This is a genomic window from Planococcus halocryophilus, assembly GCF_001687585.2.
GTDB classification, from domain to species: domain Bacteria; phylum Bacillota; class Bacilli; order Bacillales_A; family Planococcaceae; genus Planococcus; species Planococcus halocryophilus.
Genome location: NZ_CP016537.2, coordinates 1,032,669 through 1,058,302, shown reverse-complemented (window position 1 = coordinate 1,058,302; position 25,634 = coordinate 1,032,669). Strand labels below are relative to the sequence as shown.

Annotated in this window: 25 protein-coding genes; 11 read left to right on the top strand and 14 right to left on the bottom strand. The window is 38.9% G+C overall.

What is annotated here, in order from left to right; all coding sequences use genetic code 11:
• Positions 1-252 precede the first annotated feature (252 nt).
• From BBI08_RS05215 to BBI08_RS05190, 6 genes are all read right to left on the bottom strand, one after another.
• On the bottom strand, positions 253-1,806 hold the full coding sequence (locus BBI08_RS05215) for a fatty acid--CoA ligase family protein (protein ID WP_008496032.1): 1,554 nt from the start codon (positions 1,804-1,806) through the stop codon (positions 253-255).
• A 97-nt stretch (positions 1,807-1,903) separates the two neighbouring features.
• Positions 1,904-3,841 carry an ABC transporter permease gene (locus BBI08_RS05210; protein WP_065527817.1) on the bottom strand — a complete coding sequence of 646 codons (1,938 nt, stop codon included), beginning with the start codon at positions 3,839-3,841 and terminating at the stop codon, positions 1,904-1,906.
• The gene (locus BBI08_RS05205) at positions 3,813-4,586 is read right to left on the bottom strand and encodes an ABC transporter ATP-binding protein (protein ID WP_008496031.1); all 774 of its coding nucleotides are present in this window, start codon (positions 4,584-4,586) and stop codon (positions 3,813-3,815) included. Before BBI08_RS05205 ends, BBI08_RS05210 begins: the two co-directional genes overlap by 29 nt.
• On the bottom strand, positions 4,564-5,592 hold the full coding sequence (locus tag BBI08_RS05200; RefSeq protein ID WP_008496030.1) for a sensor histidine kinase: 1,029 nt from the start codon (positions 5,590-5,592) through the stop codon (positions 4,564-4,566). Before BBI08_RS05200 ends, BBI08_RS05205 begins: the two co-directional genes overlap by 23 nt.
• A complete protein-coding gene (locus tag BBI08_RS05195) occupies positions 5,592-6,326 on the bottom strand; it encodes a response regulator transcription factor (protein WP_008496029.1) in 735 nt (244 codons plus the stop codon). Before BBI08_RS05195 ends, BBI08_RS05200 begins: the two co-directional genes overlap by 1 nt.
• A gap of 43 nt (positions 6,327-6,369) precedes the next feature.
• Positions 6,370-7,362 (bottom strand): lipoate--protein ligase, encoded by a 993-nt coding sequence (locus BBI08_RS05190; RefSeq protein WP_008496028.1) that lies wholly within the window; start codon positions 7,360-7,362, stop codon positions 6,370-6,372.
• Between the two features lie 144 nt (positions 7,363-7,506).
• Between BBI08_RS05190 and yhfH the strand changes: the two genes are divergently transcribed.
• The gene (yhfH, locus tag BBI08_RS05185) at positions 7,507-7,632 is read left to right on the top strand and encodes a protein YhfH (protein ID WP_065527816.1); all 126 of its coding nucleotides are present in this window, start codon (positions 7,507-7,509) and stop codon (positions 7,630-7,632) included.
• Between the two features lie 192 nt (positions 7,633-7,824).
• On the opposite strand, the gene BBI08_RS05180 is transcribed toward yhfH, so the two are convergent.
• The 3 genes from BBI08_RS05180 to hemE are packed head-to-tail and all read right to left on the bottom strand — an operon-like array spanning position 7,825 to position 10,341.
• A complete protein-coding gene (locus BBI08_RS05180; protein ID WP_008496027.1) occupies positions 7,825-8,295 on the bottom strand; it encodes a FixH family protein in 471 nt (156 codons plus the stop codon).
• A gap of 47 nt (positions 8,296-8,342) precedes the next feature.
• Positions 8,343-9,269 (bottom strand): ferrochelatase, encoded by a 927-nt coding sequence (hemH, locus tag BBI08_RS05175; protein ID WP_008496026.1) that lies wholly within the window; start codon positions 9,267-9,269, stop codon positions 8,343-8,345.
• A 25-nt stretch (positions 9,270-9,294) separates the two neighbouring features.
• Positions 9,295-10,341 (bottom strand): uroporphyrinogen decarboxylase, encoded by a 1,047-nt coding sequence (hemE, locus tag BBI08_RS05170; RefSeq protein ID WP_065527815.1) that lies wholly within the window; start codon positions 10,339-10,341, stop codon positions 9,295-9,297.
• Positions 10,342-10,549: 208 nt separating this feature from the next.
• Between hemE and BBI08_RS05165 the strand changes: the two genes are divergently transcribed.
• From BBI08_RS05165 to BBI08_RS05155, 3 genes are all read left to right on the top strand, one after another.
• Positions 10,550-11,062, top strand: a complete 513-nt coding sequence (locus BBI08_RS05165) for an antibiotic biosynthesis monooxygenase family protein (protein WP_008496024.1) — start codon at positions 10,550-10,552, stop codon at positions 11,060-11,062.
• A gap of 49 nt (positions 11,063-11,111) precedes the next feature.
• On the top strand, positions 11,112-12,107 hold the full coding sequence (locus BBI08_RS05160; RefSeq protein ID WP_065527814.1) for a sodium:calcium antiporter: 996 nt from the start codon (positions 11,112-11,114) through the stop codon (positions 12,105-12,107).
• Between the two features lie 143 nt (positions 12,108-12,250).
• Positions 12,251-13,423 (top strand): amidohydrolase, encoded by a 1,173-nt coding sequence (locus tag BBI08_RS05155; RefSeq protein ID WP_008496021.1) that lies wholly within the window; start codon positions 12,251-12,253, stop codon positions 13,421-13,423.
• A 738-nt stretch (positions 13,424-14,161) separates the two neighbouring features.
• Here BBI08_RS05155 and BBI08_RS05150 read toward each other — a convergent pair.
• Entirely contained in the window at positions 14,162-15,376 is a 1,215-nt protein-coding gene (locus BBI08_RS05150; protein ID WP_008496020.1) for an ABC transporter permease, read from the bottom strand.
• Complete coding sequence (locus BBI08_RS05145) at positions 15,360-16,109, bottom strand: ABC transporter ATP-binding protein (protein ID WP_008496019.1); 750 nt, start codon at positions 16,107-16,109, stop codon at positions 15,360-15,362. Before BBI08_RS05145 ends, BBI08_RS05150 begins: the two co-directional genes overlap by 17 nt.
• 109 nt (positions 16,110-16,218) lie before the next feature.
• Here BBI08_RS05145 and BBI08_RS05140 point away from each other — a divergent pair, with 109 nt between their 5' ends.
• The 7 genes from BBI08_RS05140 to BBI08_RS05110 all read left to right on the top strand — a co-directional run bounded on the left by BBI08_RS05140 (position 16,219) and on the right by BBI08_RS05110 (position 20,488).
• The gene (locus tag BBI08_RS05140; RefSeq protein ID WP_008496018.1) at positions 16,219-16,650 is read left to right on the top strand and encodes an HIT family protein; all 432 of its coding nucleotides are present in this window, start codon (positions 16,219-16,221) and stop codon (positions 16,648-16,650) included.
• A 104-nt stretch (positions 16,651-16,754) separates the two neighbouring features.
• Positions 16,755-17,285 carry a tryptophan transporter gene (locus tag BBI08_RS05135; RefSeq protein ID WP_008496017.1) on the top strand — a complete coding sequence of 177 codons (531 nt, stop codon included), beginning with the start codon at positions 16,755-16,757 and terminating at the stop codon, positions 17,283-17,285.
• 123 nt (positions 17,286-17,408) lie between these two features.
• On the top strand, positions 17,409-17,828 hold the full coding sequence (locus tag BBI08_RS05130; protein ID WP_008496016.1) for a YtxH domain-containing protein: 420 nt from the start codon (positions 17,409-17,411) through the stop codon (positions 17,826-17,828).
• A gap of 206 nt (positions 17,829-18,034) precedes the next feature.
• The gene (locus tag BBI08_RS05125; RefSeq protein ID WP_008496015.1) at positions 18,035-18,598 is read left to right on the top strand and encodes an HTH-type transcriptional regulator Hpr; all 564 of its coding nucleotides are present in this window, start codon (positions 18,035-18,037) and stop codon (positions 18,596-18,598) included.
• Positions 18,599-18,698: 100 nt separating this feature from the next.
• Positions 18,699-19,244 carry a DUF3267 domain-containing protein gene (locus BBI08_RS05120; protein WP_065527813.1) on the top strand — a complete coding sequence of 182 codons (546 nt, stop codon included), beginning with the start codon at positions 18,699-18,701 and terminating at the stop codon, positions 19,242-19,244.
• Between the two features lie 61 nt (positions 19,245-19,305).
• Complete coding sequence (locus tag BBI08_RS05115) at positions 19,306-19,491, top strand: hypothetical protein (RefSeq protein WP_006828367.1); 186 nt, start codon at positions 19,306-19,308, stop codon at positions 19,489-19,491.
• A gap of 106 nt (positions 19,492-19,597) precedes the next feature.
• Positions 19,598-20,488, top strand: coding sequence for a peptidylprolyl isomerase (locus BBI08_RS05110; RefSeq protein WP_008496012.1), 891 nt, complete (start codon positions 19,598-19,600; stop codon positions 20,486-20,488).
• Positions 20,489-20,564: 76 nt separating this feature from the next.
• On the opposite strand, the gene yhaM is transcribed toward BBI08_RS05110, so the two are convergent.
• Genes yhaM through BBI08_RS05095 form a run of 3 tightly spaced genes read right to left on the bottom strand, consistent with a single transcriptional unit; the run spans position 20,565 to position 25,562 of the window.
• Positions 20,565-21,503 carry a 3'-5' exoribonuclease YhaM gene (gene yhaM / locus BBI08_RS05105; RefSeq protein ID WP_065527812.1) on the bottom strand — a complete coding sequence of 313 codons (939 nt, stop codon included), beginning with the start codon at positions 21,501-21,503 and terminating at the stop codon, positions 20,565-20,567.
• Positions 21,500-24,340 carry an ATP-binding protein gene (locus tag BBI08_RS05100; RefSeq protein ID WP_065527811.1) on the bottom strand — a complete coding sequence of 947 codons (2,841 nt, stop codon included), beginning with the start codon at positions 24,338-24,340 and terminating at the stop codon, positions 21,500-21,502. Before BBI08_RS05100 ends, yhaM begins: the two co-directional genes overlap by 4 nt.
• 4 nt (positions 24,341-24,344) lie before the next feature.
• Positions 24,345-25,562 carry a metallophosphoesterase family protein gene (locus BBI08_RS05095; RefSeq protein ID WP_008496008.1) on the bottom strand — a complete coding sequence of 406 codons (1,218 nt, stop codon included), beginning with the start codon at positions 25,560-25,562 and terminating at the stop codon, positions 24,345-24,347.
• Between the last annotated feature and the right edge of the window lie 72 nt (positions 25,563-25,634).

Genomic DNA, 25,634 nt, shown 5'->3' with positions numbered 1-25,634 from the left:
TCTTTTACTATAATAAAGACTTCTAGGAAAAGACACAAAGGAGTACTGATGCATTTTTAAATGAAGTTTTGAGCTTTTTACCACAATCATTTAATTTTTTACATGAGTTTTTATTTTTCTTACACGAACCTTCGGCATTCTCACATGAAATTTTTTGCTTGTTACACGAATTCAACAGAAATTCACTTCAAAAAAAGAAGCAATGCTATATCGCATCGCTTCTTTAGGAATTAATTTAAAGTGAAGATTGGCTTATTTCTGTCTTGCTTGATCTTTCAACGATCGTCGTAAAATTTTACCCGTTGTATTTTTCGGTAATTCTTGAAGAACTTCAAACTGTCTTGGCACTTTGTATTTTGCTAAATGTTCTGCACAGTATACTTTCAAATCCTCAATAGAGACTGTCGGATCTTTTAGTACCACGTACGCATTTACCTCTTCTCCGAAATCCGGATCAGGCAAACCAACTACGGCTGCTTCCAAAATGGCAGGATGTGCGAACAACACTTCTTCAATTTCTCGTGGGTAAACATTATATCCCCCAACAATGATCATGTCTTTTTTACGATCAACAATATAAAAATAGCCTTCTTCATCAACACGTGCTAAGTCTCCAGTATACAACCAACCGTCACGAATCGCTGAGGCTGTTTCTTCTGGCATTTTGTAATACCCTCTCATTACGTTCGGTCCACGAACAATCAATTCCCCTACTTCATTTACAGCTACTTCTTCGCCTAATTCGTTAACAACTTTGTTTTCCACATTGATGATTGATGTACCAATTGAACCCGCTTTTCGTTCTCGATCAATCGGGTTAAAGCAAGTAACAGGAGAAGCTTCTGACAAACCATATCCTTCTGAAATGCGAACATTAAATTTATCTTCAAAACTATGAAGCAAAGCAACTGGCATTGCAGAACCACCTGATACGGTAAGACGTACAGTAGCAAAATCTGCTGGATCAACGTCCGGCAACTGGTTCATAAAGTTGAACATCGTTGGTACTCCTGCAAAAACGGTCGCTTTGTTCGCTTTAATCACCTCAAACACTTCTTTCGGATTAAAACGAGGCACTAAAATAATGGTTGCGCCTTGTAATAAAGGTGCGTTTACAACGACTGTCAATGCAAATACATGGAATACTGGCAAAGTTGCTACTACGCGATCGGTTTCACTAATTTGAAGGTACTCTCCCACATCTCGAGCATTTGAATAGAGGTTTTGATGCGTTAACATTGCGCCTTTAGGTTTTCCAGTTGTGCCTGATGTGTATAAAATAACTGCTGTATCGTCAGCTTCGACTTCCGCAAATTCACTATTCACAGTAGAATTTGTTAGCAGTTTAGTGAAGGAATAGATTTTGCTTTTTACCGCTTCAGGTAATTGGGCCATTTTTTCTGGCATCGCTGGATCAGTTTCACAGATGACATAAGATGCCACTGCCGGCAATGCGGCATGCGCTTTTTCTATTAATGGAAGTAGCATATCAAGAGCAACAACCACTTTAGCATCACTATCATTAACAATGTAAGCGATTTCATCCGGAGTATAGATAGGATTAATCGGAACGGCTGTTGCACCTAACCTCATTGTTGCATAAAGTGAAATTAAAAAATGTGGTGTATTACCCAAAAGAAATGCGACATGGTCCCCTTTTTCCACGCCTAGCTCTTTTAAAGCGCCTGCAAAAAACGCCACTTTCTGATCAAATTCCTTGTAGCTAGTATCTTGTCCCATAAAGTTATAAGCTGCTTTAGTAGGATTTTGTTTTGCAATTTCATGAACACGTGTCATTAAACTCATCTTCATCCCTCTTTCGCGTTGAATGAATACTCATTCATATTTCAATCTATTATCATTATAAAATAAATCTTCAGACAATACAACAGGCACCGTTTGATTACGGTGCCTGTAAATGGGCGACGTAGCGCCAGCGTATTAAGAAAAAATATAAAATTTGTGCAATGGTAAAGCCACCCAATACTATTGCCATTTCACCGAGAATCGACAGCTCAGCAAATTCATCCCAGACAACTTGTAAAGAGATAAAAGCAAAAGCACTATGCAGCAATGCAATTATCCATGGCAGAAAGAATTGTGGAATTAGTTGACGGTTAACGATTTTCCCCAATTCTTTGTCTGTCATTCCCATACGTGTCAACAGCTTGTATTGCTTTCGGTCTCTCTCTAAACCTGTATACAATTTAAAATAAATAAAGCTTCCGGCTGCTAATAAGAAGACCGCAGCTACCATAACACCGATAAATAATAACAGCGCAAATGATGATTTAAACCAGCGATAATCTGCACCTGGATTTTCAAAAAAATAATCGATTCCATTGAAATCCGTTTTCTCTACAGCTTCATACATCCTGTCTGTTAAGCGGTTGCCAATATTCATCGTTTCGGTCCAATTTAATATATCAAACGCATAATAAGTAAAATCTGAGCTTCCAACTTTATATCCGAGAAGCGGTTGATTGATCGCTTCATAATCTGCATCACTTACTACAATTGTATTGATATTTAACGTATGAATAGGAAAGACGACATGCGGATAAGTGGATCGAATGGATAACGACACATCATTTTCAATAAGCGATGTATCGACACTCACATTTTCCAACTCTTTTGCCGAGTCTAATGAAAATGGCACAAACATGCCTTCTCCTTGTACTAATTGTGCCGGTTCAAAATCGAGCGCAGTAGCTAACCGATTAAATTCTGATAGGGATAAAATATCGACATCGTTTCCAGATGCTTCAGAAGTTTGGCGTTTCACCGTCAATTCAACTAAATCATAGGATAACTGTTCGCTTGTTAATTGACTTGTGAGCCGTTCGATATGTTCTGCTTCTTGCTCATTGCCATCAAATGAAATATAAATAAGCCCAAGCGGATTTGATTCTCGGAAATCACCTGTATACGACATGAAAGACGCTAATGTTCCGACTGTTAAAAAAGCGATTGTGGACACGATTGTAACGATAAAAAACATTTGCGCACTATCTTTTAATTTCACCGATGCTTCGGCCAATGAAACTAAACGTGTTTTTTTCCAGTACACTTTCTTTTTTCGTTTACATAAACTCAATAAGAAACTAAGCGTATGAGTAAAAAATAAATAAGTACCGAACGTAGCCAATGGGGGAACGATAAAAATAATATAATACACCGTCTCATCTGATACATTTACAGCGAATATGTAAGCGACTGTTAAAAAGACAATTCCCATAATCGCGAGCATTGTAGATGATTTTGTTTCTTCTTCAACTCTCCAAAAACCTCGGAGTAAATCAATCACTCGTTTCGTACGGATAAATCCTACACTAACAAATGAGATGATGATAAATAAGCTAGCAAACGCCACTATTGTTAGCAAAAAAGGTTCCCAAGAAACATATAGTGGCAACGTGTCCAGCTCCATAATTTCTCGTCCAACCATGAAAAAGAATTTAGAAAAAGCAAAACCAAATACAGTGCCTGTCACAGTAGAAACTGTACCGATAATCAGCATTTCAAAAAAGATCAATTTGTTCAATTGTTTTTTTGTCATTCCTAAATGCATTAATACACCGAATTCTTTCGATCGAGCTTGCAAAAATGCACTCATTGAATAAAATAAAAAAAACAATGTGAAAATGTACAAAACCACTTCCGCAATCATCATTCCTCGTATGGCTAATAGCTGCAATGCATCTTTTTCAAATAACGGATGAAAAATAAACATTGAGCATACAAAAAACACCATGACCGAAAAAACACTAGCTAAAAAGAAAGCCGCATAGTTTCTTCGATTGCGAAAAACATTATGGTAAGCGAGTTGTCGAAACGTCATTTACGGATCCTCCCAACAACGACAGGACATTCAAAATTCGCTGATAAAAAGTCTGTCGTCGTTCATCCCCATAGATTTCATTGAAAAATTCCCCGTCTTTTATAAAAAGAACACGATCGCAATAACTCGCTGCAATCGGATCATGCGTTACCATAATAATGGTCGTTTCATCTTCTTTGGCTGCATGAGATAGAATTTCAAGGACATCACGGGAAGATTTAGAGTCCAAATTCCCTGTCGGCTCATCCGCTAAAATAATCGCTGGCTGGTGAATAAGGGCACGTCCAATCGCTGTTCGCTGAGCTTCTCCACCCGAAATTTCGTTCGGTTTCTTGTGAAGAAGAGATGTCAGCCCTAAACGCTCCGCAATTACCAGCACACGTTTCGCCATTTCATCAACAGGAAAATAATCGAGCGTCAACGGCAACACTAAGTTTTCTTCTACAGTTAACATTTGAAGTAAATTAAAGTCTTGAAAAACAAACCCCATTTCTCTTCTACGAAACAAGGCTAGCTCATTTTTGTCCAGTAAATGCGGATTGACACCATCAATCAAAATCTCGCCAGAAGTTAATGAGTCGATGGTTGAAATCAAATTGAGTAAAGTCGTTTTCCCACTCCCGGATGGCCCCATCACTGCTAGAAATTCTCCTTTTTCCACAGTGAAACTTAGCTGATTGACTGCCCGATGTGTCACTTTTCCTTCATACACTTTTGTTACTTCATCGATTTCCACTACTGTCATCATGTTCCTCCTGTGTTACGAAATCTTGATTAAAGAATAAGACAGAAACGGTTGTCCCTTCTCCTTGAACAGAAGAAATCGTCAGTTCGTGACCTAATTTGCCACAAATTTCTTTTGCTAAGTATAAGCCCATCCCTGTTGACTCTCCAATTTTTCGCCCGTTTTCGCCTGTAAAAAAAGCCTTTGTTACACGGGGCAAATCTGAAGACGAAATACCGATTCCTTCGTCCCGAATTGTCAGCAATGTATTGCCATTTGAACATTTAGCAGCAATATAAACTTTTTTGTTTGGTTCGAATGTGTATTTTACTGCATTTGTTAAAAATTGTCCGACGATAAATTTCATCCACTTCTGATCTGTGGCTACAACATGGTCTTCGCTGATTGAAATTTCCGGATAGACACGCTTTGAAATAAATAGTCGTTTGTTTTCTGTCGCGACTTCACTGACTAAAGACCGCAAATTAATTTGTTCGATTTGCATATCCTGCTCGAAAGTGTCTAGACGAGCATTCATTAATACCGTATCCAGCCCTGCCTTTAAGCGTTCCATTTCTTCGCGAACGCTATTTTTATCCAGTTCTTTTTCTTCTTGAAGCAATAAGTGCATGACCGAAATAGGCGTTTTCATTTGATGAACCCATTGATTCATAAATTGCAAATGACGATTTTGAGATGCATATAAAGATTGCACTTCATGCTGATACAAGCGATATAATTTTTGCAAATAAAGTTCGTTTTGTACTTGTTCGGGTGATTTCCCTTCACGCTGAAGCATATGTTCCAAATTTTGCGGAACCGACAAAATTCGCTGGTAATATTGATACCGTCTCGCAAAGCGCGCCGATAAGAATGTAATCACCAACACTGTGCTAATGACAAATGAATAAATTGCCGTATCTAAGTTTCGGAAACCATCTAACCAATACAGCAACATAATAAATGCCACTAGTACAACTTGGAAAACGATAAATGCTGCATGTTCTTTCATAAATAATCGCAGCATTAAGCTTCCTCCTCATGAAGTAAAAGACGGTATCCGGCTCCTCTTACAGTTTCAATAGCAGACAACACATCATAATCGGACAATTTTTTCCGGACTCGTGTCATATTAACATTTAACGTATTTTCATCTACAAAGGCTTGGTCGTCCCATAATTCCTCTAGTAACTGCTCACGCGATACTACTTTCGGATAATGAGTCAGCAACAGCTCTAAAATCGTGCATTCCTTTTTTTGCAATGGGATGATTTCTTTTTTGACGTGTAATTCCATCCGTTCCATGTATAAAATAATACGTCCGGCCCTAATTGACCGCTCTTCTTGTTTTGGTGCATATTCACCATAAGCTCTTCGCAAATGGCTTCTTATTTTTGCAAGGACGATTTCATAATGGAAAGGTTTCGTAATAAAATCATCCCCTCCATTTTCTAAAGCAAAGACTTGGTCCATTTCACCCGAACGAGCTGAGATGAAAATAATCGGACAAGTGGTTTGCTGCCTAAGTTGCCGGCACCAATAATAGCCATCATAAGACGGCAAGTTAATATCAAGTAAAATCAAATGGGGATCAAAAGCTTCGAATTCTTCGATGATTTGATCAAAATCTTTTGCGGTCTCTACTTCGTAATGGTATTTTCTTAAAGTTTCAGCCAACAACTCTGCAATTTTCAAATCATCTTCTACAATGAAGATTCGTTGAATAGCCACAATGATTCCCCCTTTCCTTTTTCTTTCCATTTTAACAAAAGAGCCTGCATAAATGCAGACTCTTCGAAAGTTCTTAATAAATTAATTTCAAAAATTCTTCTGTCGTAATCCCACCAAGAAGTTTCGGTATGTCAATTTCTGCAATGGCTTCCTCTAAAGAAGCACGTTCGTATTTTGAACCAGCAATTGCTTGCTCGACTTCAGATATATCTCCAACACCGAAAAAGTCTCCAAAAATATGAGCGTCTTGAACAATCCCTTTCTCTACTTGTAAGCGGACATCGATGCCGCCGACCGGAAAGCGATGAGAATGTTTAATATTGAATTTAGGAGACTTGCCGTAATTCCAATCCCAGTTGCCATAACGTTCAGTTGATAATTCGTGAATATTTGTCCAATCTTCTTCTGTCAGTTTATAATGACGGACATTTTCTTCACCTTCGAAGATGGAGTGTAAAACTGCATGTCGGAAATTCTCCACAGACATAGGCTCTTTTAAAAACTCAGAAATGTTCGCCACACGACTGCGAATCGACTTAATGCCTTTTGATTCAATTTTTTCTTTGCTTACTTTTAACGCAGATACGACAGCTTCGATTTCTGTATCAAACAATAAAGTTCCATGACTAAACATGCGACCTCTAGTTGAGAACTGTGCATTCCCCGATATCTTCCGACCTTCTGCCATTAAATCATTGCGTCCAGAAAGTTCCGCATTTACGCCAAGGCTTTGTAAAGCTTGCACAACAGGCTCAGTGAATTTACGGAAGTTACGGAAACTTTCCCCATCATCTACTGTGATGAAACTGTAATTTAAATTGCCCAAATCGTGATAAACTGCTCCTCCGCCAGACAAACGACGAACTACATGAATACCATTTGAATCTACATAATCAGTATTAATCTCTTCAGCTGTGTTTTGGTTTTTGCCGATGATGATAGATGGCTCATTGATATAAAACAGAAGAAATGGATCTTTTTCAACATCCATTGTTTTCAACAAATATTCTTCGATTGCTAAGTTAATCCGTGGGTCTGTGATGCCATTGTTGTCTACGAAATACATAATCTCTCTCCTTTTAACTATCTTCCTTACTATAGTTTAACGGATTATTTAAATAAATTCACTATTTAGGGTTGACGAATCCGAACTGTTATAATACACTGTTTTAAACACCAACAGTACTATAACAAAAAGGAGATGGAAGTTATGATTGAAAACGTAGTTGAATTTTTCAAGAACTTGCCCCCGAAACAGTGCGTGTCATGTGGAGAAAAAATGGAAGAGCAGCATGAATGTTATGGTACTCAATGTGATTCTTGCAATAATTTATAAAATCAGCTAAAACTAATGATTAAACGAAGCGGCTCTAATGAGCGCCGCTTCGTTTTTTATGTTCTATTGCTCGAAGGTCCCTTAGAAAACATTCACACTTTCTGTACCATAACAGCAAACTACTTCAACATCGCTAAGCCGCTAAAATTTTTTTTAAAAAAGACACCGCCAAAGCGATGTCTTTTTTCTGTATTAATGTCCGGAATGGTCTTCCATTTTATCCATACCTTGTGCATCATCACTGTCATCAGAAACGATTGAGGCTGGATCAGGATCGCCAACGGTTATTTCTTGTTTTGGCATTACATGTAACGAACGCGCTGTCGTGTGTGCTTGCATATAATACAAACCTTCTTCTTTAAAACTCGTTTGTGCTTCATAAATACCATTTTCCGTGTGCTCCGCTGGAATCATCTCGCTATTATTGCGATCACCTGATTGCCATACTTCATAAACAACTTCATCTGCGTCTTCCACAGCTTCATCGGCTTGCGTCACTGTAACGGATAAGACGATATCTTGGGCCGGCTCTGCCTGTGTGCCTGTATTAAATGCTACCATTACTTCTTCTACTTGAGGACCTGTACCAGAAGATTCTGCTTCTCCTGATCCACAGGCAGCTAGTAGTAATAATGGCAATCCAAGCCATGCAAGTTTTTTCATAACTATTTCTCCTTATCATAGGAAGACTAGGTCACTCGTCATCCTTATTAAGCTAACTCACGCAAAACTACATCAGTTAATGCATCGATAAATAATGGCTGTACGTTTGGCATTTCTGGACGACGGTAAGTTGCCCCGATGTCATCGCACACTACTTTACATTCGTAATCATTATCAAAAAGAACTTCTAAATGATCTGTTACAAATCCAACTGGGGTGTAAACAAAAGATGTATAGCCTTTTTGTTCAAACAAATCACGTGTTAAGTCTTGAACATCTGGTCCAATCCACGGTTCACCTGTTTGCCCAGCACTTTGCCAGCCGACTTCTACGTTTTCAACGCCTGTCGCTTGTTGAATCATTTCAGCCGTTTCTTTTAATTGGTCTGGGTATGGGTCTCCATTTGCAATAATCTTCTCTGGCAATGAATGTGCAGATACGATTAAGCATGATTTCGCGCGTTCTTCTTCTGACATTTCAGCAAATGCTGCATTTACTTTTTCAGTCCAGTATTGGATGAATTTCGGTTCTTTGTACCAGCTTTCAACCGAAGTTAACGAAATGCCTGCTTTTTCAGCCGCTTCTGCTGCGCGTCCATTATAGGATTTTACAGAAAAAGTTGAGAAATGCGGTGCTAAAACGATTGAAACCGCTTCTGTAATACCATCTTTTTTCATTTCTTCAACGCCGTCTTCTACAAACGGCTCGATGTGCTTGAGACCAAGGTACATAGTGAATTCAATGTCATCTTGAACTTCATTTAAACGATCACATAGACCATTTGCTTGGTCTAATGTAATTTTCGCAAGTGGCGAAATACCACCAATTGCTTTGTAGCGGCTCTTTAAGTCTTCAAGACTTTCTTCACTCGGCTTACGCCCACGACGAATATGTGTATAATAACGTTCAATATCTTCTTCTGAGTATGGCGTACCATATGCCATAACTAATAATCCCATTTTCTTCTTCAACATAATCACCTCTACGTAAGTTTTGTACTTATTTTAAATTACTTTTGTGTGCAGCACTGTATTCATGAACAAATGAAGTTAAGCGTTTCAGTGTATCTGGATTAACTTCTGGGAAAACGCCATGGCCAAGGTTAAAAATGTAGCCATCATTTTGCATACCCATATCTAAAATCTTTTTCGTGCGTTCTTCGATAACTGACCAGTCTGCCAATAAATAAGAAGGATCTAAATTGCCTTGCAAGGTTTTTGTTAATCCCATTGAACGTGCTTCTGAAATCGGCAAGCGCCAATCTAGACCTACGACATCAACCGGAAGTTCGTGCCATTCTTTCGCTAAGTGACTTGCCCCTACGCCAAAAATCGTCAACGGGACATTTTCTGTACGCAATTCAGCGAAAATACGATCCATTACTGGTTTGATGAAAATACGGTAATCTTCAACGTTTAAAGCGCCAACCCATGAATCGAAAATTTGTATTGCTTTTGCTCCTGCTTTAATCTGAGCTTTTACATAAGGAATGATTGTGTCAGCTAATTTATCCATTAATGCAAACCACATCGCTGGTTCTGACACCATCATCGCTTTTGTTTTGTTGTAACTCTTAGAAGGTCCGCCTTCAATCATATAGCTGGCTAACGTGAAAGGCGCACCAGAAAACCCGATCAATGGTACATTTAATTGCTCTTGCGTTAACAAACGAATTGTTTCAAGAACATAGTCGACGTCTTGTTCTGGATTGATTTCCCCTAAACGTTCGATATCCGCCATCGTGCGAATTGGGTTATCGATAACAGGGCCAATTCCAGATTTGATTTTTACGTCGACACCGATTGCAGGCAATGGCGTCACGATGTCTTTGTAAAGAATTGCTGCATCGTTGTTGTATTGATCTACTGGAAGCTTTGTTACATAGGCGCATAGCTCTGGCTGGTGCGTGATTTCTTCTAATGAATATTTTTCTTTTATTTTGCGGTATTCAGGTTGCGAACGTCCAGCTTGTCTCATATACCAAACGGGTACGTGATCTGTTTTTTCTCCACGGGCTGCGCGAAGATAAGTATCATTAAATGTCATGAATGTTTCATCCCTTCAAAGTGCTACTCTACTTTTGTCTACCTATATCCGTCTATACTATAGACGTTCCGTACTATATTGTATAGATTCCAAGCGCATTTGTCATAAATTTGACGCTTCTCTTTTCACTTGTTTGACAAACCTGTTTCATGTAGTTTTCAATAGGGAAGTATATAATAGTGTATATACTTACTTAGGAGGGGTTTTAATGAATTTTTACATGACCACTGGAACATATGATTTTATGAAAAAAATGCGTGATAACCACCCAGAAGAGAATATGGTAGTCATGCAAGGTGAAGGGACTACTTTAGTGATCCATGAAACAAAAGACAAAACGATTTTCCAAACACCTCGTCGCTATGAGGTTGTTGATGGAACAGGAGAGTTCAAAGAAAAAGGATATTTTGTTTTAAATAATATTCCGGTTTCTGATGAAGGCCGTCCTGTCTTCGAACATCGTTTTAAAAATAGAGCAGGTGCTATTGAAAATGAACCTGGATATGTTGCTTTTCGTGTTCTAAGACCACTCGATTCAGATACGTATATTGTTTTGACCGAATGGGAATCTCCAACTTTTTATGAAAAGTGGAAAGAATCTCAAGCATTTGCAAAAGCTCATTCTGCTAAACCAGAAGCTGAGACAAGTGCACAGCGACTAAACATTTTCTCTGGCGTATCTCATATCAGCACTTACCGAGCAAAACCAGAAGAAGAATGATCACCTCACCCCATACACTTATGGGGTGTTAGTTAAGGAGGAAAATTATTTGGTTTTTGTTATTTTCATATTAGCAGCGGCACTTACTGTGTTCGCATCTATCAAACTATCTCAATACGCCGATGTCATTAGTTCAAAAACGGCTATGGGCGGCATGATGGTTGGTACGCTACTTTTGGCAGGTGCGACTTCCCTTCCCGAAGTATCAACTAGTTTCTCAGCAGCAGCCATTGGCAATGCGGATATTGCTGTTGGGAACATGATTGGCTCGAATTTGTTCAATTTGTTTATTCTTGCAGGATTCGATTTTCTTCTTAGAAGACGACAAATTTTAAACCGAGCTTCACGCAACAATATTTACACAGCCCTCCTTGGGGTTTTTTTAACGGTTCTGGTTGTTATGGCTCTTTTACTCCGCCTAGATACGCAAATCTTTGGCGTTGGACTGGACGCGTTGTTAATCGCCGTTACCTATATTATTGGGATGGTGGTTATAAACAAACTTCCTTCATTAGACCCTGAAGCAGAAGCCATTGTAGAATCAGAAGAAGAACCCGACAATCCAAGTGCTTCGTTATCACCTAAAGCCGCAATTGTTCGTTTCATCATCGCCGCTTTAGTTATTTTAGCAGCGGGTACTGCTTTATCGATTACGGGAGACCAAATTGCGATTATTACTGGCATTGGATCAAGTTTCATTGGTAGTTTCTTGATTGCGGCTGCAACATCCTTGCCAGAAGCTATTTCTGTTTTTATTGCGTTGCGATTGAACAATGTCAATATGGCTGTCGGCGCAATTCTCGGGAGCAATATTTTCAATATGATTATTCTTGCACTGTCTGACCCTGTTTATACTGCAGGACCGATTATGTTAGATGTATCTGGGGCGAATATGATAATCGCTGTGGGTGTACTCATTATGTCGTTGTTGGCTTTGTTTTCACTTTATCGAAAAGAAAGTGCATCAACCTTATCTTATACAATCCCATCAGTGATTATTCTCATTGTGTACTTTGCAGCATCTTATTTAAACTTTACTTATTAATAACTAAAAAGACATAGCTCTCTCTGTTTTCCAGAGAGAGCTATGTCTTTTTCTTTGTTCACATAAACTTCGTACCAATATTCACCCATTCGCATATTCGGAATTTTTTGTGATATGCTTAAACGAAAAAAGGAGTTCTACATATGAACACTAAATTATACGCAGCCTTAGATGCTGCTTACCCAGAAATGGTGGAGATTCGTCGACACTTGCACATGAACCCTGAGCCATCTTTTCATGAAACTGAAACAGCTCGTTATATTCTCTCTTATTATGAAAAATTAGGGGTTGATGTGAAAGGAAATGTTGGCGGGAATGGTGTTGTTGCTACGATTAAAGGAGCAAAACCTGGTAAAACTGTAGCTTTACGTGCCGATTTTGATGCCTTGCCAATCCAAGATCAAAAAGAAAATATACCTTACCGTTCTACTGTTGATGGCGTCATGCACGCTTGTGGGCATGACGGCCACACAGCTACTCTTTTAGTACTCGGTAAAACACTTTTTGATATGCGTGATGAATTGGCAGGAACCTATGTATTAATCCATCAACATGCCGAAGAACTTGTGCCTGGTGGCGCAAAATCGATGATTTCAGCTGGAGTTCTTGATGGAGTTGATGCCATTTTCGGTACTCACCTTTGGTCTATGACGCCATTTGGTCGAATTGATACACGTGTCGGCCCGCTCATGGCAGCTGCAGATAGCTTCACGCTAAAAGTACAAGGTCGAGGAGGTCACGGCGCAAGTCCTCATGAAACGATAGATGCTGTGGTAGTAGGTTCTCAAATTGTCTCTAATCTTCAAACTTTAGTATCTAGACGGGTAGATCCATTAGAATCCGCCGTGTTATCCATCGGTTCGTTTGTTGCACAAAATCCATTCAATATTATTGCTGACCAAGCGGTATTATCGGGAACAGTTCGCACATTTAAAGAAGATGTTCGAAGCTTAATGGAAACTGAGATGGAGCGTGTGATTAAAGGAACGAGTTTGGCCAATAACAGCGATTACGAATTTAATTACAAGCGTGGCTACTCTGCTGTTATTAATCACGAAAACGAAACTTTGTTTGTTAACAACATTGCAGCTACCGTGCCAGGAGTTACCGAAGTTTATGATTGCCCACCTCAAATGGGTGGCGAAGATTTTGCTTATTACCTCGAGGAAATTCCTGGTTCTTTCTTCTTCACTGGTGCAATGCCTGACGGAGACGTGTACCCGCACCATCATCCGAAATTCGATTTCAAAGAAGAAGCCATGCTGATTGCCGCAAAAACATTAGGTTCAGCTGCCATTCATTTTAATAAAGAATAAAAACAAAGCCCAACATCTTTTTTTAGATGTTGGGCTTTTAGACTGTAGAAAAAGTCTCATTAAAGTGAATAGCGGTGTATAACCTCCAACCGCGCTGGCCACTTCGCTTTCCGTGGGCTCAGCTTCAGCCTCCTCGTCACTGACGTTCCTGCGGGGTCTTCAGCTTTCGCTGTACCACAGGATTCTTCGTGGCCAGCCCGATTGGAATCTTCTTGCTTATATCAAAGGAAATTATCTTTGTTTATTTTCTACTAATAAAAGCGATACTAAATATTTTTAACCCATTACTCAAGGGTCCGGAGCACCAAACGGCGACTCCTGCGGAAGAGCGGAGCGATGAGACCCCGCAGGAGCTTGCGACGAGGAGGCTCAGCGCTTCGTCCGCGGAAAGCGTCCGTTTGGTGCGGAGGATCCCATATAAATACGAAACAATGAATTACTATTCTTTTGTCTACAAGCTGAAAGTCCAACATCTTTTTTAGATGTTGAACTTTTAAAATGTAGACAAACTAGAGGTTATCTACATTTTGTTATTAACGTACATCGCTCTGGTCGCTTTGGGTAGAGCAAAGACGATTGCTCCTGCGCAAGCTCGTAGACGCGACTTCGCTAGCATGTGGTTCTATTTTCAAGTTAGGAAATCTCTTGTTTAAAAACATGATGTGATGAGCCATAATGACGAAATTCACCGGGATTCAACAAATAAAGAGATATTGGAATAGATTTATTACACCATTTTTATTTCTTTTTATTTTTATTTTTATTTTTCAAAACAGTAACTGTAACTAATGAAACGGTTAAAATAACGACAAATGTCAGCAATGCTGTAACAGGTTTACCTAGTATAAGAATAACTACAGCGGCTACTAAACTCTGCAGTGATTGTAGTCCGATAATTAGCTTCCAAACTGCTCCTTGTCTGCTAAAACGAGTGAGCGGAAATAAATTATCCATTCGGAAATGCTGCGTATGAGTGAGCCCTTGCCAAATTTGAATCGCCGTTGCAAATGCTAATGCGCCTGCAAACAAAGCAACTCCAATTTGAAACGGAATAAACCAAGCACCTATCATTATAATCGCAGTTAACCTTACCCATAAGTAAAACAATTCGTCTGAGCGGATAAAGGTTCTGCACACAAGATACAAATGAGCATTTTTCGGACCGGATTTGATCCAACCATACACCCAATTCAACCAAGTTCTTGCTTTTATTTTGCCTTTTAAATGAGGCACATCGGTAAAGTAATTAGCGAATTGATAAAAACGCAACATGCGATTTTCTTCCAACCCAATAAAATGTTCGTAAGCAAAAGGCTTCCCTACTGCTTTACGGCCAATCCATTTTCCATAAAAAATGATAATGAACAAAATAACGACTGCGACTACTAATAAGTCTTCTATATAAAAATAGACAAACAATCCAACTAATAGAAAACGTATAAGTCGGTCAAGCCAGACCTGCTCTCCTGCCCCCTGCTTCCGAAAAGCAAATTCTGTTTGAACGTTCCACCATTTGATCAGCAACAGCAAAATCGGAAAACCGATTAAAAACGATGACGACAAACCATATAACGCATTCACCATTGGCAACGAAACAATAAAAACAATCACGGGCAAATACAATTGGGATAAAAACGACCACCTTAAAGCCGGTTTTAAAAAGTCATCTAATTTGCTTTCCAATGGTAAAAAATACACCATGTCCGCTTCTTTTAATAAAGTAGACGGCGGACTGAGCGCCAATAATAAGCCGAAAATTACAGCAAGCAATAACGCTCCTGGAAATTCCGGTGGGACGTCTTGAATCCATTCACTATATGCAAATCCCGCTGCGCCTAAAGCAAATAGCATAACAACGGCGATATGCCCTGTCACAATGTATTTCAAATAATTTTGAACTTCAACGGTGTACTTATGGAGTCTTTTTGACCAAATATCATGCAAATTCTTCATTTAGCTCATCCTCGGTCATCGCAATATACAAATCATCCAGTGAAGCATCAGGCATCTGGAACGCCTCCCGTAAATCAGCCATCGTTCCACTTGCTCGAACACGCCCATTATGAAGCAAGATGATTCGGTCGCAATAGCGTTCAGCAGTCGATAAAATATGTGTCGACATTAATACAGAAGCGCCTTTTTTCTTTTGTTGTTCCATTTGATCCAACAAAGATTTAATCCCCAGTGGATCGAGTCCAACAAAAGGTTCGTCGATAATGTATAGTGCTGGGTTTACTAAAAATGCACTCATAATCATTACTTTTTGACGCATTCCTTTTGAAAAATGCGATGGGAACCATTTCAAACGCTTTTCCATCCGAAATTCCTTTAACAATTCTGCAGAACGTTTTTCAAACTGTGCTGGATCTATATTATAAGCCATCGCAGTTAGTTCAAGATGTTCTCGCAATGTCAGTTCTTCATATAATACCGGTGTTTCAGGAATATAAGAGAACGATGAACGATAACGATCCATATCCTCTTCAAATGTTTTGCCATTCAAACGGATTTGCCCCGATTTTGGTTGCATCATTCCAATAATGTGTTTGATCGTGGTACTTTTGCCGGCACCATTCAAGCCGATCAAACCAACAAGCTCTCCTTTTCCAATCGAAAATGTCACTTCTTGCAAAACAGGTTTTCGTGTATATCCACCTGTTAATGCATCCACTTCCAAAACAGCCATCCACTACACCTCTTTCTTTCTATTAAACTATTGTATCAAAACTAGCTAGCGAATTCTTTTTTGATATGGCAAATATGGTAAAATGAGAAAAATGGAAAGGATGATACGAATGACAAATTGTATTTTCTGCAAAATCATTGCAGGTGAAATTCCAAGCGTAAAAATTTATGAAGATGAACATGTATTCGCCTTTATGGATATTATGCCTTTATCAAAAGGACATACCTTACTCATCCCTAAAACACATCGTGAATTTGTTTATGACATGACACCAGAAGAAGCAGGGAATTTATTTGCTGTCGCACCTAAAATTGCTAAAGCAATCAATGAAACTTTCCAACCCGAAGGCATGAACTTGCTGAATAATAACGGTGCTAAAGCAGGACAAAGTGTATTCCATTTCCACTTACACTTTATCCCTCGCTACGATCAAACTGACGGCTTTGGCGCAAAATGGATAACAAAAGAGAAAGAATTTACTTCTGAGCGCATTCAAGAACTTGCGGAAAGTGTAAAAACTAAGCTAAACGCAGATACTTGATTTTCTCAAATAGAAAAGATAGAATCAATATAAGTTTTTCGCCGGCGGTCACGAGGACACGATCGGGAAAAAGAAAATAGCGTAGAGCTGAGGAGAGATGAGAAATGAATACGAAAAATCTAGTTTTAATGGCGTTGCTAGTCAGCGTTGGAGCCACACTTTATGTAATAATTCCAGGCATCAATGGCGGAATGAAACCCGACTTTATGTTAACCATGATGTTTGTTGGTATTCTGTTGTTTCCAAATGTAAAAAATGTCTTTTTGTTAGCAGTCACAACGGGCGTGTTATCCGGACTGTTTTCGACATTTCCAGGCGGATTTTTCCCGAATATCATCGATAAATTCATCACGGCATTCGTATTCCTTGCTTTGGTGATGATCTTGAAGAAATTTGTCACTAAACTGCCTGTCACAATTGCCCTTGTGGCAATTGGAACTTTATTATCCGGAGCGATTTTCCTTTCTGCAGCAATCTTTGTAATTGGCGCCAACATTCCTTTTACGTTATTGCTAGTTACTGTAGTTTTACCTGCGGTATTGTTAAACGGAGTTGCTTTCGCTTTAATTTATCCAATTGTGATTACATTGGTCAAACGTTCAAAATTCGAAACAGCTGTTTCACAAGCCGCATAAGACAAATGCTCTCCTCTGTTTTGACAGGGAGAGCATTTTTTATTGAATAGGCATTCATTAATATGTTTCAATTAGGTATAATAGAGGAAAAGAAGTACATAGGAAGAAAGGGGCGTTTCACATATGAAAGCATCAAGATTTTTCTTAGGACTTGCAACTGGGTTAGCAGCTGGAGCTGCAGCTGCATTATTTTCTGCTCCACAACCTGGACAGGATTTTCGCTCTAGTGTGAAATCGGCATCATCTGAATGGAAAGATTATTTAACTGAACTAAAAGACAAAGTAAATAACTTGAAGGAATCAGTCAACCATTTGACGGTAGAAGCTAAATCGCAATTGCCTGAAGCTGTTGAAGGCTTGAAGGCTTCACTAGAAACATGGACAGAGAGCACTGCTCCTGCAAAAGAACATCTTCAACTCGAAATCATGGCAATTCAGAATGCCATCGAAGAATTACAAAACACTATTAGTAAAGACAAGCAAGCTAAACCCGATAATAAACCAAAAACAGAAAAAGTTGATGATGATACAGAAAGTGCATAAAATAGCGACCTTCGGGTGGCTTTTTTTTTATCTTTATTTTCGTAATAAAGCTCCGCATCAGGGGTTTTCAGCAATTTAATGACTGCTTTCTCTTTTTCTTTTCCATCATATCTTTTTGCTGTAAATTATTTTACTATTCTTACTTTAATTACGTTTGCTTTACTGCTATAATAAAGAAAAGATTTTGGAGGAAAGTTGGTGCCTGTGTGAGCGAGAAAGAATATTCGATGAAAGAAGCCATGTTGTTTAGTCAACGCATTGGTCAATTATCAAAAGCACTATGGAAAGCGGTAGAAAAAGATTGGCAAATGTGGATAAAACCTTATGACTTGAATATTAATGAGCACCACATTCTTTGGATCTCCTATCATTTAAAAGGAGCTTCAATTTCAGATGTGGCAAAATTTGGTGTAATGCACGTTTCAACAGCTTTTAACTTCTCTAAAAAATTAGAAGAACGTGAACTGCTTTCTTTTTCAAAACGTGATACAGACAAGAGGAATACCTATGTAGAGTTAACAGAAAAAGGCGAAACTTTAATGCAAGAAATGATTGAGAACTATCATGAAACGCCACATTCTGTCATTGATGGCTCTCTCCCTTTACGTGAATTATATGGAAAGTTCCCAGAATTCATGGATATTATGGCTGTTATTCGCAATATTTATGGAGATGATTTCATGGAAATTTTCGAAGCTTCTTTCAAAAATATTGAGAATAAATTCACTGAAGAAAATCATGTAATTACTCATCAAAAAACCCAGCAATAATAAGTACTTTTTTTTAAAAATTTTATGGTTGCATTTCCTTATAAATCATTGTATTGTATGTAGCGAATCAAAAATGAATTTAGTAATAGGGGATGCAAACATGCACTGCTGGAAAACAATTAACTTAAAAAAACAATATGGATTTGACCGGCTTTTCATGATTTCGGCACTTTTCGGAATCGCTGTATTTATGACTGCCTATATTGGGCTTACAATCATATATGCCACTCCCTTATCCGATCAGTATTTTCTCTTTTTTATACTGGCCTTACTTGGCATTTATCCACTTCATAAGCTTTTGCATTTTTTACCGTTAATCGGATGTCATAAATCATTGAAGTTTATTATTCGTAAACAAATGAAGGTTTGTCCTTCTATTTCTCTTCATATTAACGAACCCGTTCCAAAAATTCGGTTTCTATTATCACTAGCAACTCCCTTCCTCGTATTAAATACGGTTTTGGTGACGCTAAGTGTTATGTTGCCGGCTTTCAGTCATTACTTTGCTATGCTTTTAGCCTATCATTGTGCATTATGTTTAACAGACATCATCTACCTTCGTAACTTAGCACGTTCGCCTAAATATGCGTTAATAGAAGAAACAGAAACCGGATTTGAAATTCTTGTACCACCAGTGATGAGCTGATATCTGCTTTTTCTTCCCTTTTTTGTTATACTAGGTAGTAAAGTTAGAGGGGAGGAAATTCATGATTATCGCGTTTATCGTTATGTTCTCCGTGTTTTATCTTTTTCAGATCAACCGGATGACATTGGCATTAGTCACTTCTAGAGAAATCCCGGAAGAAAATCACCAAAAAATATTCCGGACAATTAATATATTAATTACAATACTACTGGTATCGTTGTATGTAGGCGTAGAATTTACACCTTAAATCACTTGCCTTCTGGCAAGTGTATTTTTTTAGGAACTTTGCATAGTGGTATACGTTTATAGTATAGTAACTACTGCATATACATAGAAAGTTGGGAGCGAATTCAATGAAAAAGTCCTTTTTAACATTTACGTTAGCAGCATCTGTACTAGCTTTATCTGCTTGTAGCGACAGCGGTGATGGAGAAGCTATCGTCACTTCCGATGTTGGCGATATCACAAAAAATGAGCTTTACGAAGAAATGAAAACGTCAATTGGTGAGCAAGCGATTCAAATTTTACTAATTGAAAAAGTTCTTGCTGAAAAATACGAAGTATCTGACAAAGAAGTAAATGCTGAATACGATAGCAATAAAGAAGAGCTTGGTGAAGAGTTTGATCAATTTCTTGCTCAAAATAACCAAACAGAAGAAAGCTATAAAAAAGTAATTCGTTTGAACTTATTGCAAGAAAAAGCTTTAACTGAAGGCGTAGAAGTGACGGACGAAGAAATACAAGATTACTACGACCGTCAAGGTACTGAGTTAAATGCTCGTCACATTCTTGTTGCTGATGAAGAAACTGCTAACTCGCTTAAAAAGCAATTAGATGAAGGCGCAGATTTCGCGAAGTTAGCTGAAGAAAATTCAACGGATACTGGTTCTGGCGCAAACGGTGGTAATCTTGATTGGTTCGGACCAGGAGCAATGGTTCCTGAATTTGAGGAAGCTGCTTATGGACTTGAAGTTGATGAAATTAGTGAGCCTATAGCTTCAGAATTTGGTTTCCACATCATCCAAGTTCTTGAAAAACGTCAAATTGAAGACCAACCTGCTCTAGAAGATCAAAAAGAAGAGCTACGCACAGAAATAGCCCTTTCAAAAGCAGATCAGACTACTTTGCTTCCAAAGGTTGCTGAACTTATGAAAGAAGCCAATGTTAAAATCAAAGATGAAGATCTTGAAGGTGCTTTGGATGATATTTTAAATCCAGAAACACCTGAAGCTCCAGCTGAATAATATATCAAAAAAAGAGCACAGCCAAACTGATAGTTTGGCTGTGCTCTTTTCGTTGGAGTATATCATTAAAGAATAATTAAATTTTCGGTTTGTAAAAAGAGCGATTGTCCAAAGCGAAAACGCGTTCAGAGAACTCGCCTTCTTTAGTTTTCCCAAGAACACGATCCAACATCATCATCTTCGCATCGATGTTGTCAATATAATGCAGCATTTCCGCTTCTTTGAGCATTGGCTTTTTCGGACTTCCCCACTCTTCTTTGCCATGATGTGAAAGGATAATATGCTGTAAGAGCATGACTTCTTCTCCTTCAATTTCTAGCTCTTCTGCAGCCTTTGCAACTTCCGTTACCATAATCGAGATATGCCCAATTAAATTACCTTCAACAGTATACGTGGTCGCGATGGGTCCAGATAGCTCGATGACTTTCCCAATATCATGCAGAATAATTCCTGCAAATAACAAATCTTTGTTGAGTCCGGGATAGATCTCCGTTAAAGACTTTCCTAATTTCAGCATCGATACGACGTGATCTGCTAGACCTGATACGTAATCATGATGATTGCGTGTTGCTGCTGGGTACGTTAAGAATTGCTGTTGGTATTTTTTTAGCATAAAACGGGTGATTCGTTGGATTTGAGGGTTTTCCATTTCAAACAAATACTTCATAACTTCTTCGAGCAATTCATCTGCTGATTTTTCAGAAGAAGGCATCAAATCAGAGATTGATTGATTTTCTTCTGGTTTCGCTGGGCGAATGCTCTTAATGCGCAATTGGTTTTTCCCGCGGTAGTTATGGATTTCTCCACCCACGCGGACAATTACTTCAGCTGCGAATATTTTTTCCTGCTCATCTTTTGTGTCCCATAATTTCGCTTCAATATCTCCGCTCTTATCTTGTAACACGAGCGAGATAAACGGATTTCCAGTAGTCGTGACTCCTTTAACTGATTGTTTGATCAGTAAGAATACATCGACTGTTTCTCCCACTGCATACTGTGTAATTCCTTTGGTCATGAATGAACGCTCCTTTCGGTATTGGCCAAATGAATGATTTGTGCAGTTGGCCAAGCCTGTTGCATATCTTCGTGGCATGTAAAGTAAATAAATTGATGCTCTTTTTGCAACTCTTTTACTAAGTTTATCATTTGCTGCAACCGACTGCGATCAAAATGGACAAAAGCATCATCCATAATAATTGGAAACGGGTGGCTTTTCTTCATCGATACAGCTAACGACAATCTTAATGCCAAATAAGCTTGTTCTTTTGTCGCCTGACTTAGTTCCGCGATTGGAAAATAACTACCACCATGCCTTTTCGCTTTAAAATAACCTTCATCGTTCATAGCTAATTCTTGGTAAGCACCATTTGTCAGTTTTCCAAAATAAAACTGGGCGTTAGCTAATACAGTAGGAAGCTTTTTCTCTTTAAGTTCATTCATCGTTTGGTTGATCGCTTCGACTATCGCTTTGTTGACTGACCATTGTTTCGCTAAATCAACAAAACTTGCTTTTTTTTCTTCAAATTGCTGCAGCTTTTCTTCGTACGAAGTATCTGACACCAACATTTGTGTTAGTTGCTGTTTGCCCGCTTGTTCTTTCAACAACTCATTTCGCTCGGCTTTTAATTGATTCAATTCTACTTGAACTTGTTCAATCGCCAGCTGTGCATCTTCAGGCTCCCAATTTGGTCGCAACTCCACGTTTCCGATTGATTGTAATTGTTCTTGGGTCAATTCGAGTGCTCGTTCCACTTCCTGTTTCTTTTCCCACTCGTCAGCTAATCGGTAAAAATCAAAAACTTCTTCCGCTTGAGCATATGTCAGTAAAGTCTGTTGTTCTTTTTCAAGTTGTTTTTGGAGTGCTAGTAACTGATCATATTTTTCTTGCAAATTAGATCGTTCATTTTTGACTTTATGCCAGTGTTCTTGCTTTTCTTTTCGTATCGATAGTTCTGAGCGCAATGAAGCAATCAATCCTTCGGTTGCTATTTCTTTCCCACATGCTTGTTGTGCTTTGTCTACCCACTCTTTTTGCTGGGCTTTTAGTTTCTCAATCTCGCCATTAATGCGCAGTAGACGTGTAGAAGAAGCATGAACTTTGCGTAACTTTCCAAAAAGCTCCATTGCCATTGTACGACGAACAGTTGGACTTAAGCCGATTTCTCGTAACAATTGCTGATAAGCTGTTTCAGTTTGAGAACTCGAGTTGATAGATACGTAACTAGCTACATTCTTTTTGCTTGCCTCGACATTGTTCATCAATGCATCTAGCTGCAAGTCAAACTCTGTCACTTTTTTCGCAATCGTTTCGTACTCCTGTTCTTTACCTCCGTATTTTTTGAGCACCTCCGAATAGTTGTCTGGCAACTCATCGGCTTTTCTCGCTTTCAAGAAAAGCCAGAGACCCACAACCATTGATGCTAGCCCAATTATAATAAGTAAAACAGTAGCTTGTATAAAGCCATAAGAAGCAACAACTAATCCGACACCCATTAACGCAAATTTGACGACTCGGTCTTGTTCCGTATTGCCTTTTTGAAACTTAGAAGCAGCCTTAGCTTCTGCTAACTGAGCTGAAACTATCGGCCACTCTTCTGCAGCTAGTCGTTCCTTTTCGTTTGGTTCTTGTGCTAGAAATTTTGCTAGATTTTGTTCTGCACGTGCCAAATTGTTTTTTTCTTCTTGCAAGCTTCGTTGATTAAAACGCTGATTTTCTTCTTCTAAATCTAACTCTTTTAATCGCTCGGCTAGCTGCTCTTCTTGGCTTAAAGAAACATCTACTGCCATCGCTTGTTGTTCAGTAAGTCCAAGAAGAGATAATAGTTCTTCGCGTTCTTCAGTTAAGTCGAGTGCCTCGTTTTGTTTTTGAACCAATTGAACGTTTAATTGATGCCAATCAGATTCACGATTTAACAAATTCTCAATCGACTCCATAGAATCCACTTGGTCGGGATTGTTTAAACGATTGAGCTGATTGCTTATATATTCCACATCTGCTTTGGTTTGCGTCAGCTGATCTACTAAGCGGTCCATTTGTCTTCTGCCTTCAGCCGGAAACTGATTGATTTCCACTCTTTCTAACTGACTGGTCAATTTCAATTCGTTCGCAAATAAAGGCGCTGCTTGTTGCCATTTCGTGATTTTTTTAAGGTCCTGGTCTTTTGCCGTTTCTTCATCCTCTATAGCCTGTAGACGCAGTCTAATGGCCTGTAATCGTTCAATTGAGGGACTATAAAGTTCCGCTCGCTGTCGGTAGTCTTTTAACTCTTTTTCCATTTCCCGAAGTTCTTCAGCTAGTGCATTTACTAGCGGTTTACGGCCACTTTTTTTAAATAGCTCAGCCATTTGTTTTTCCAGCTGACTTTCTAAATGAGTCAAGGCATCTATGCCTGTCGTACCAGAAGCGAGTAATGTACGACTCAGTTCGGTTTCACTTAGTTGATCAAGTCCTTGTAATTCATGAACCGAAAACGAAAAAATTGCTTCAAAAGAAGCGCGGTCGTAATTTCGCAATACTTGCTTCAACTCGGCATCCCCACCTCGTTGGCCGTCTTCAAAAGTTATCGTAACATCTCCAGCCGATTTTCCTTTGATCCGCTCAATGACCAGTTTTCCGTAATGCGGATCTGTTAAGTAAAGCTGGCCACCATGTTTACCGCCATTTTTCGGCTCATAGCGCAATTGTGTTTGATTGCGTGCGGGAAACCCAAAAAGAATTTGAATGATAAATTGTTGAACTGTTGTTTTTCCAGTTTCATTAGGACCATAAAATAAAACCATTTGTTGTCCTAATTCGATGGTACGGTTTTCATGCTTGCCAAAGCCATAAATCACTAATTTATCGATTTTCATGTTATCACTCTCCCGCCTGCATCGTGCGCCGAATTTGTTGAGTTGCAGTTAGTTGGAGCTTTTCAATCGTTTGCTCTTCTACTGCCTCTAAAAAACGACTACTTTTCGGATGTCGATACAAATCCTGTAGCACCACTTTCCAATCGTCCGTTTCCCAGCTTGCCATTGTATCGATTAATGTTGCACCTAACGGAGAAAGTTCAGCATCTTCATCTGTTTGCTGCAAATGTATCGCTTGAATCCAAACAAAAGAATCTAATCCTTCCACTGATTCCCTGAGCATCTCCAACAATTCACTTTCCGGTATTTCAGCGAGTAATTCGAAACTGTCTTGATCTAATTCTGTTAACACCAATTCAATAACGGCCGTTCCTACTGCTTCACTAAAAACACTTAGTTCTTTTTGGCATGCCTCAACCAATTCGTTCATATGAACAATGCCTTTACCAGAAACCTCTACTTGGTCGAATTGAACAACAGACGTTGGAATAAACTCTAATTGTGTCGTTACTTTTGATAACGTCACTTCATAAAAGCCTTTTTCACCTGATTCTTTCCGGTGGCGTCCTTGAATATTCCCAGGGTACACCATCGCCGGCTCAAGATAGAGCTCTTGACGCTTATGGATGTGTCCTAACGCCCAATAATCATATTGCTTACTAAGTAGCTGTTCTTTTTTAAAAGGCGCATACACAGCGTGTGTAGCGTCTCCTTCAAGACTGCCGTGGAGAAGCCCAATATGATAGCTGTCTAAACTTTGTGCCACTGGATAATGCTCAACCATGGATTCACTTACGTGACGCTTGCCATAGCTAAAACCTGTAAAACTGACAGGACCAGCTGCTGTATTTAGCGTGAACTGAGAAACCGTTTCATCAAACACATGCACGTTCTTTGGAAGTTCAAAACGCGTCCAATTACCGCTCAAATGATCGTGGTTGCCATAGCACATAACTACTGGAATTTCTCGCTCGGCCAGTTGTTGCATCCCTTTTTGAAAACGAGCTTGTGCACGAATATTACGGTCTTCTCCATCATATATATCGCCCACAATACACACAAAATCCGGATTGGTTTTTAATGCATATTTAATCAGCCGATCAAATGCCGATAAGGTACTATCTTTCAGCAACTGCCACTGTTCTTTTTGTAAATCCCTCATACCGATAAAAGGGCTTCCTAAATGCAAATCTGCTGTGTGGATAAATCGAATCGACTCCATGAATAATCCCCTTTTAGCTACCGAATATTTGTTCTTATTTTACCATGACAAAGTCATTTAAAAAACTGTTTG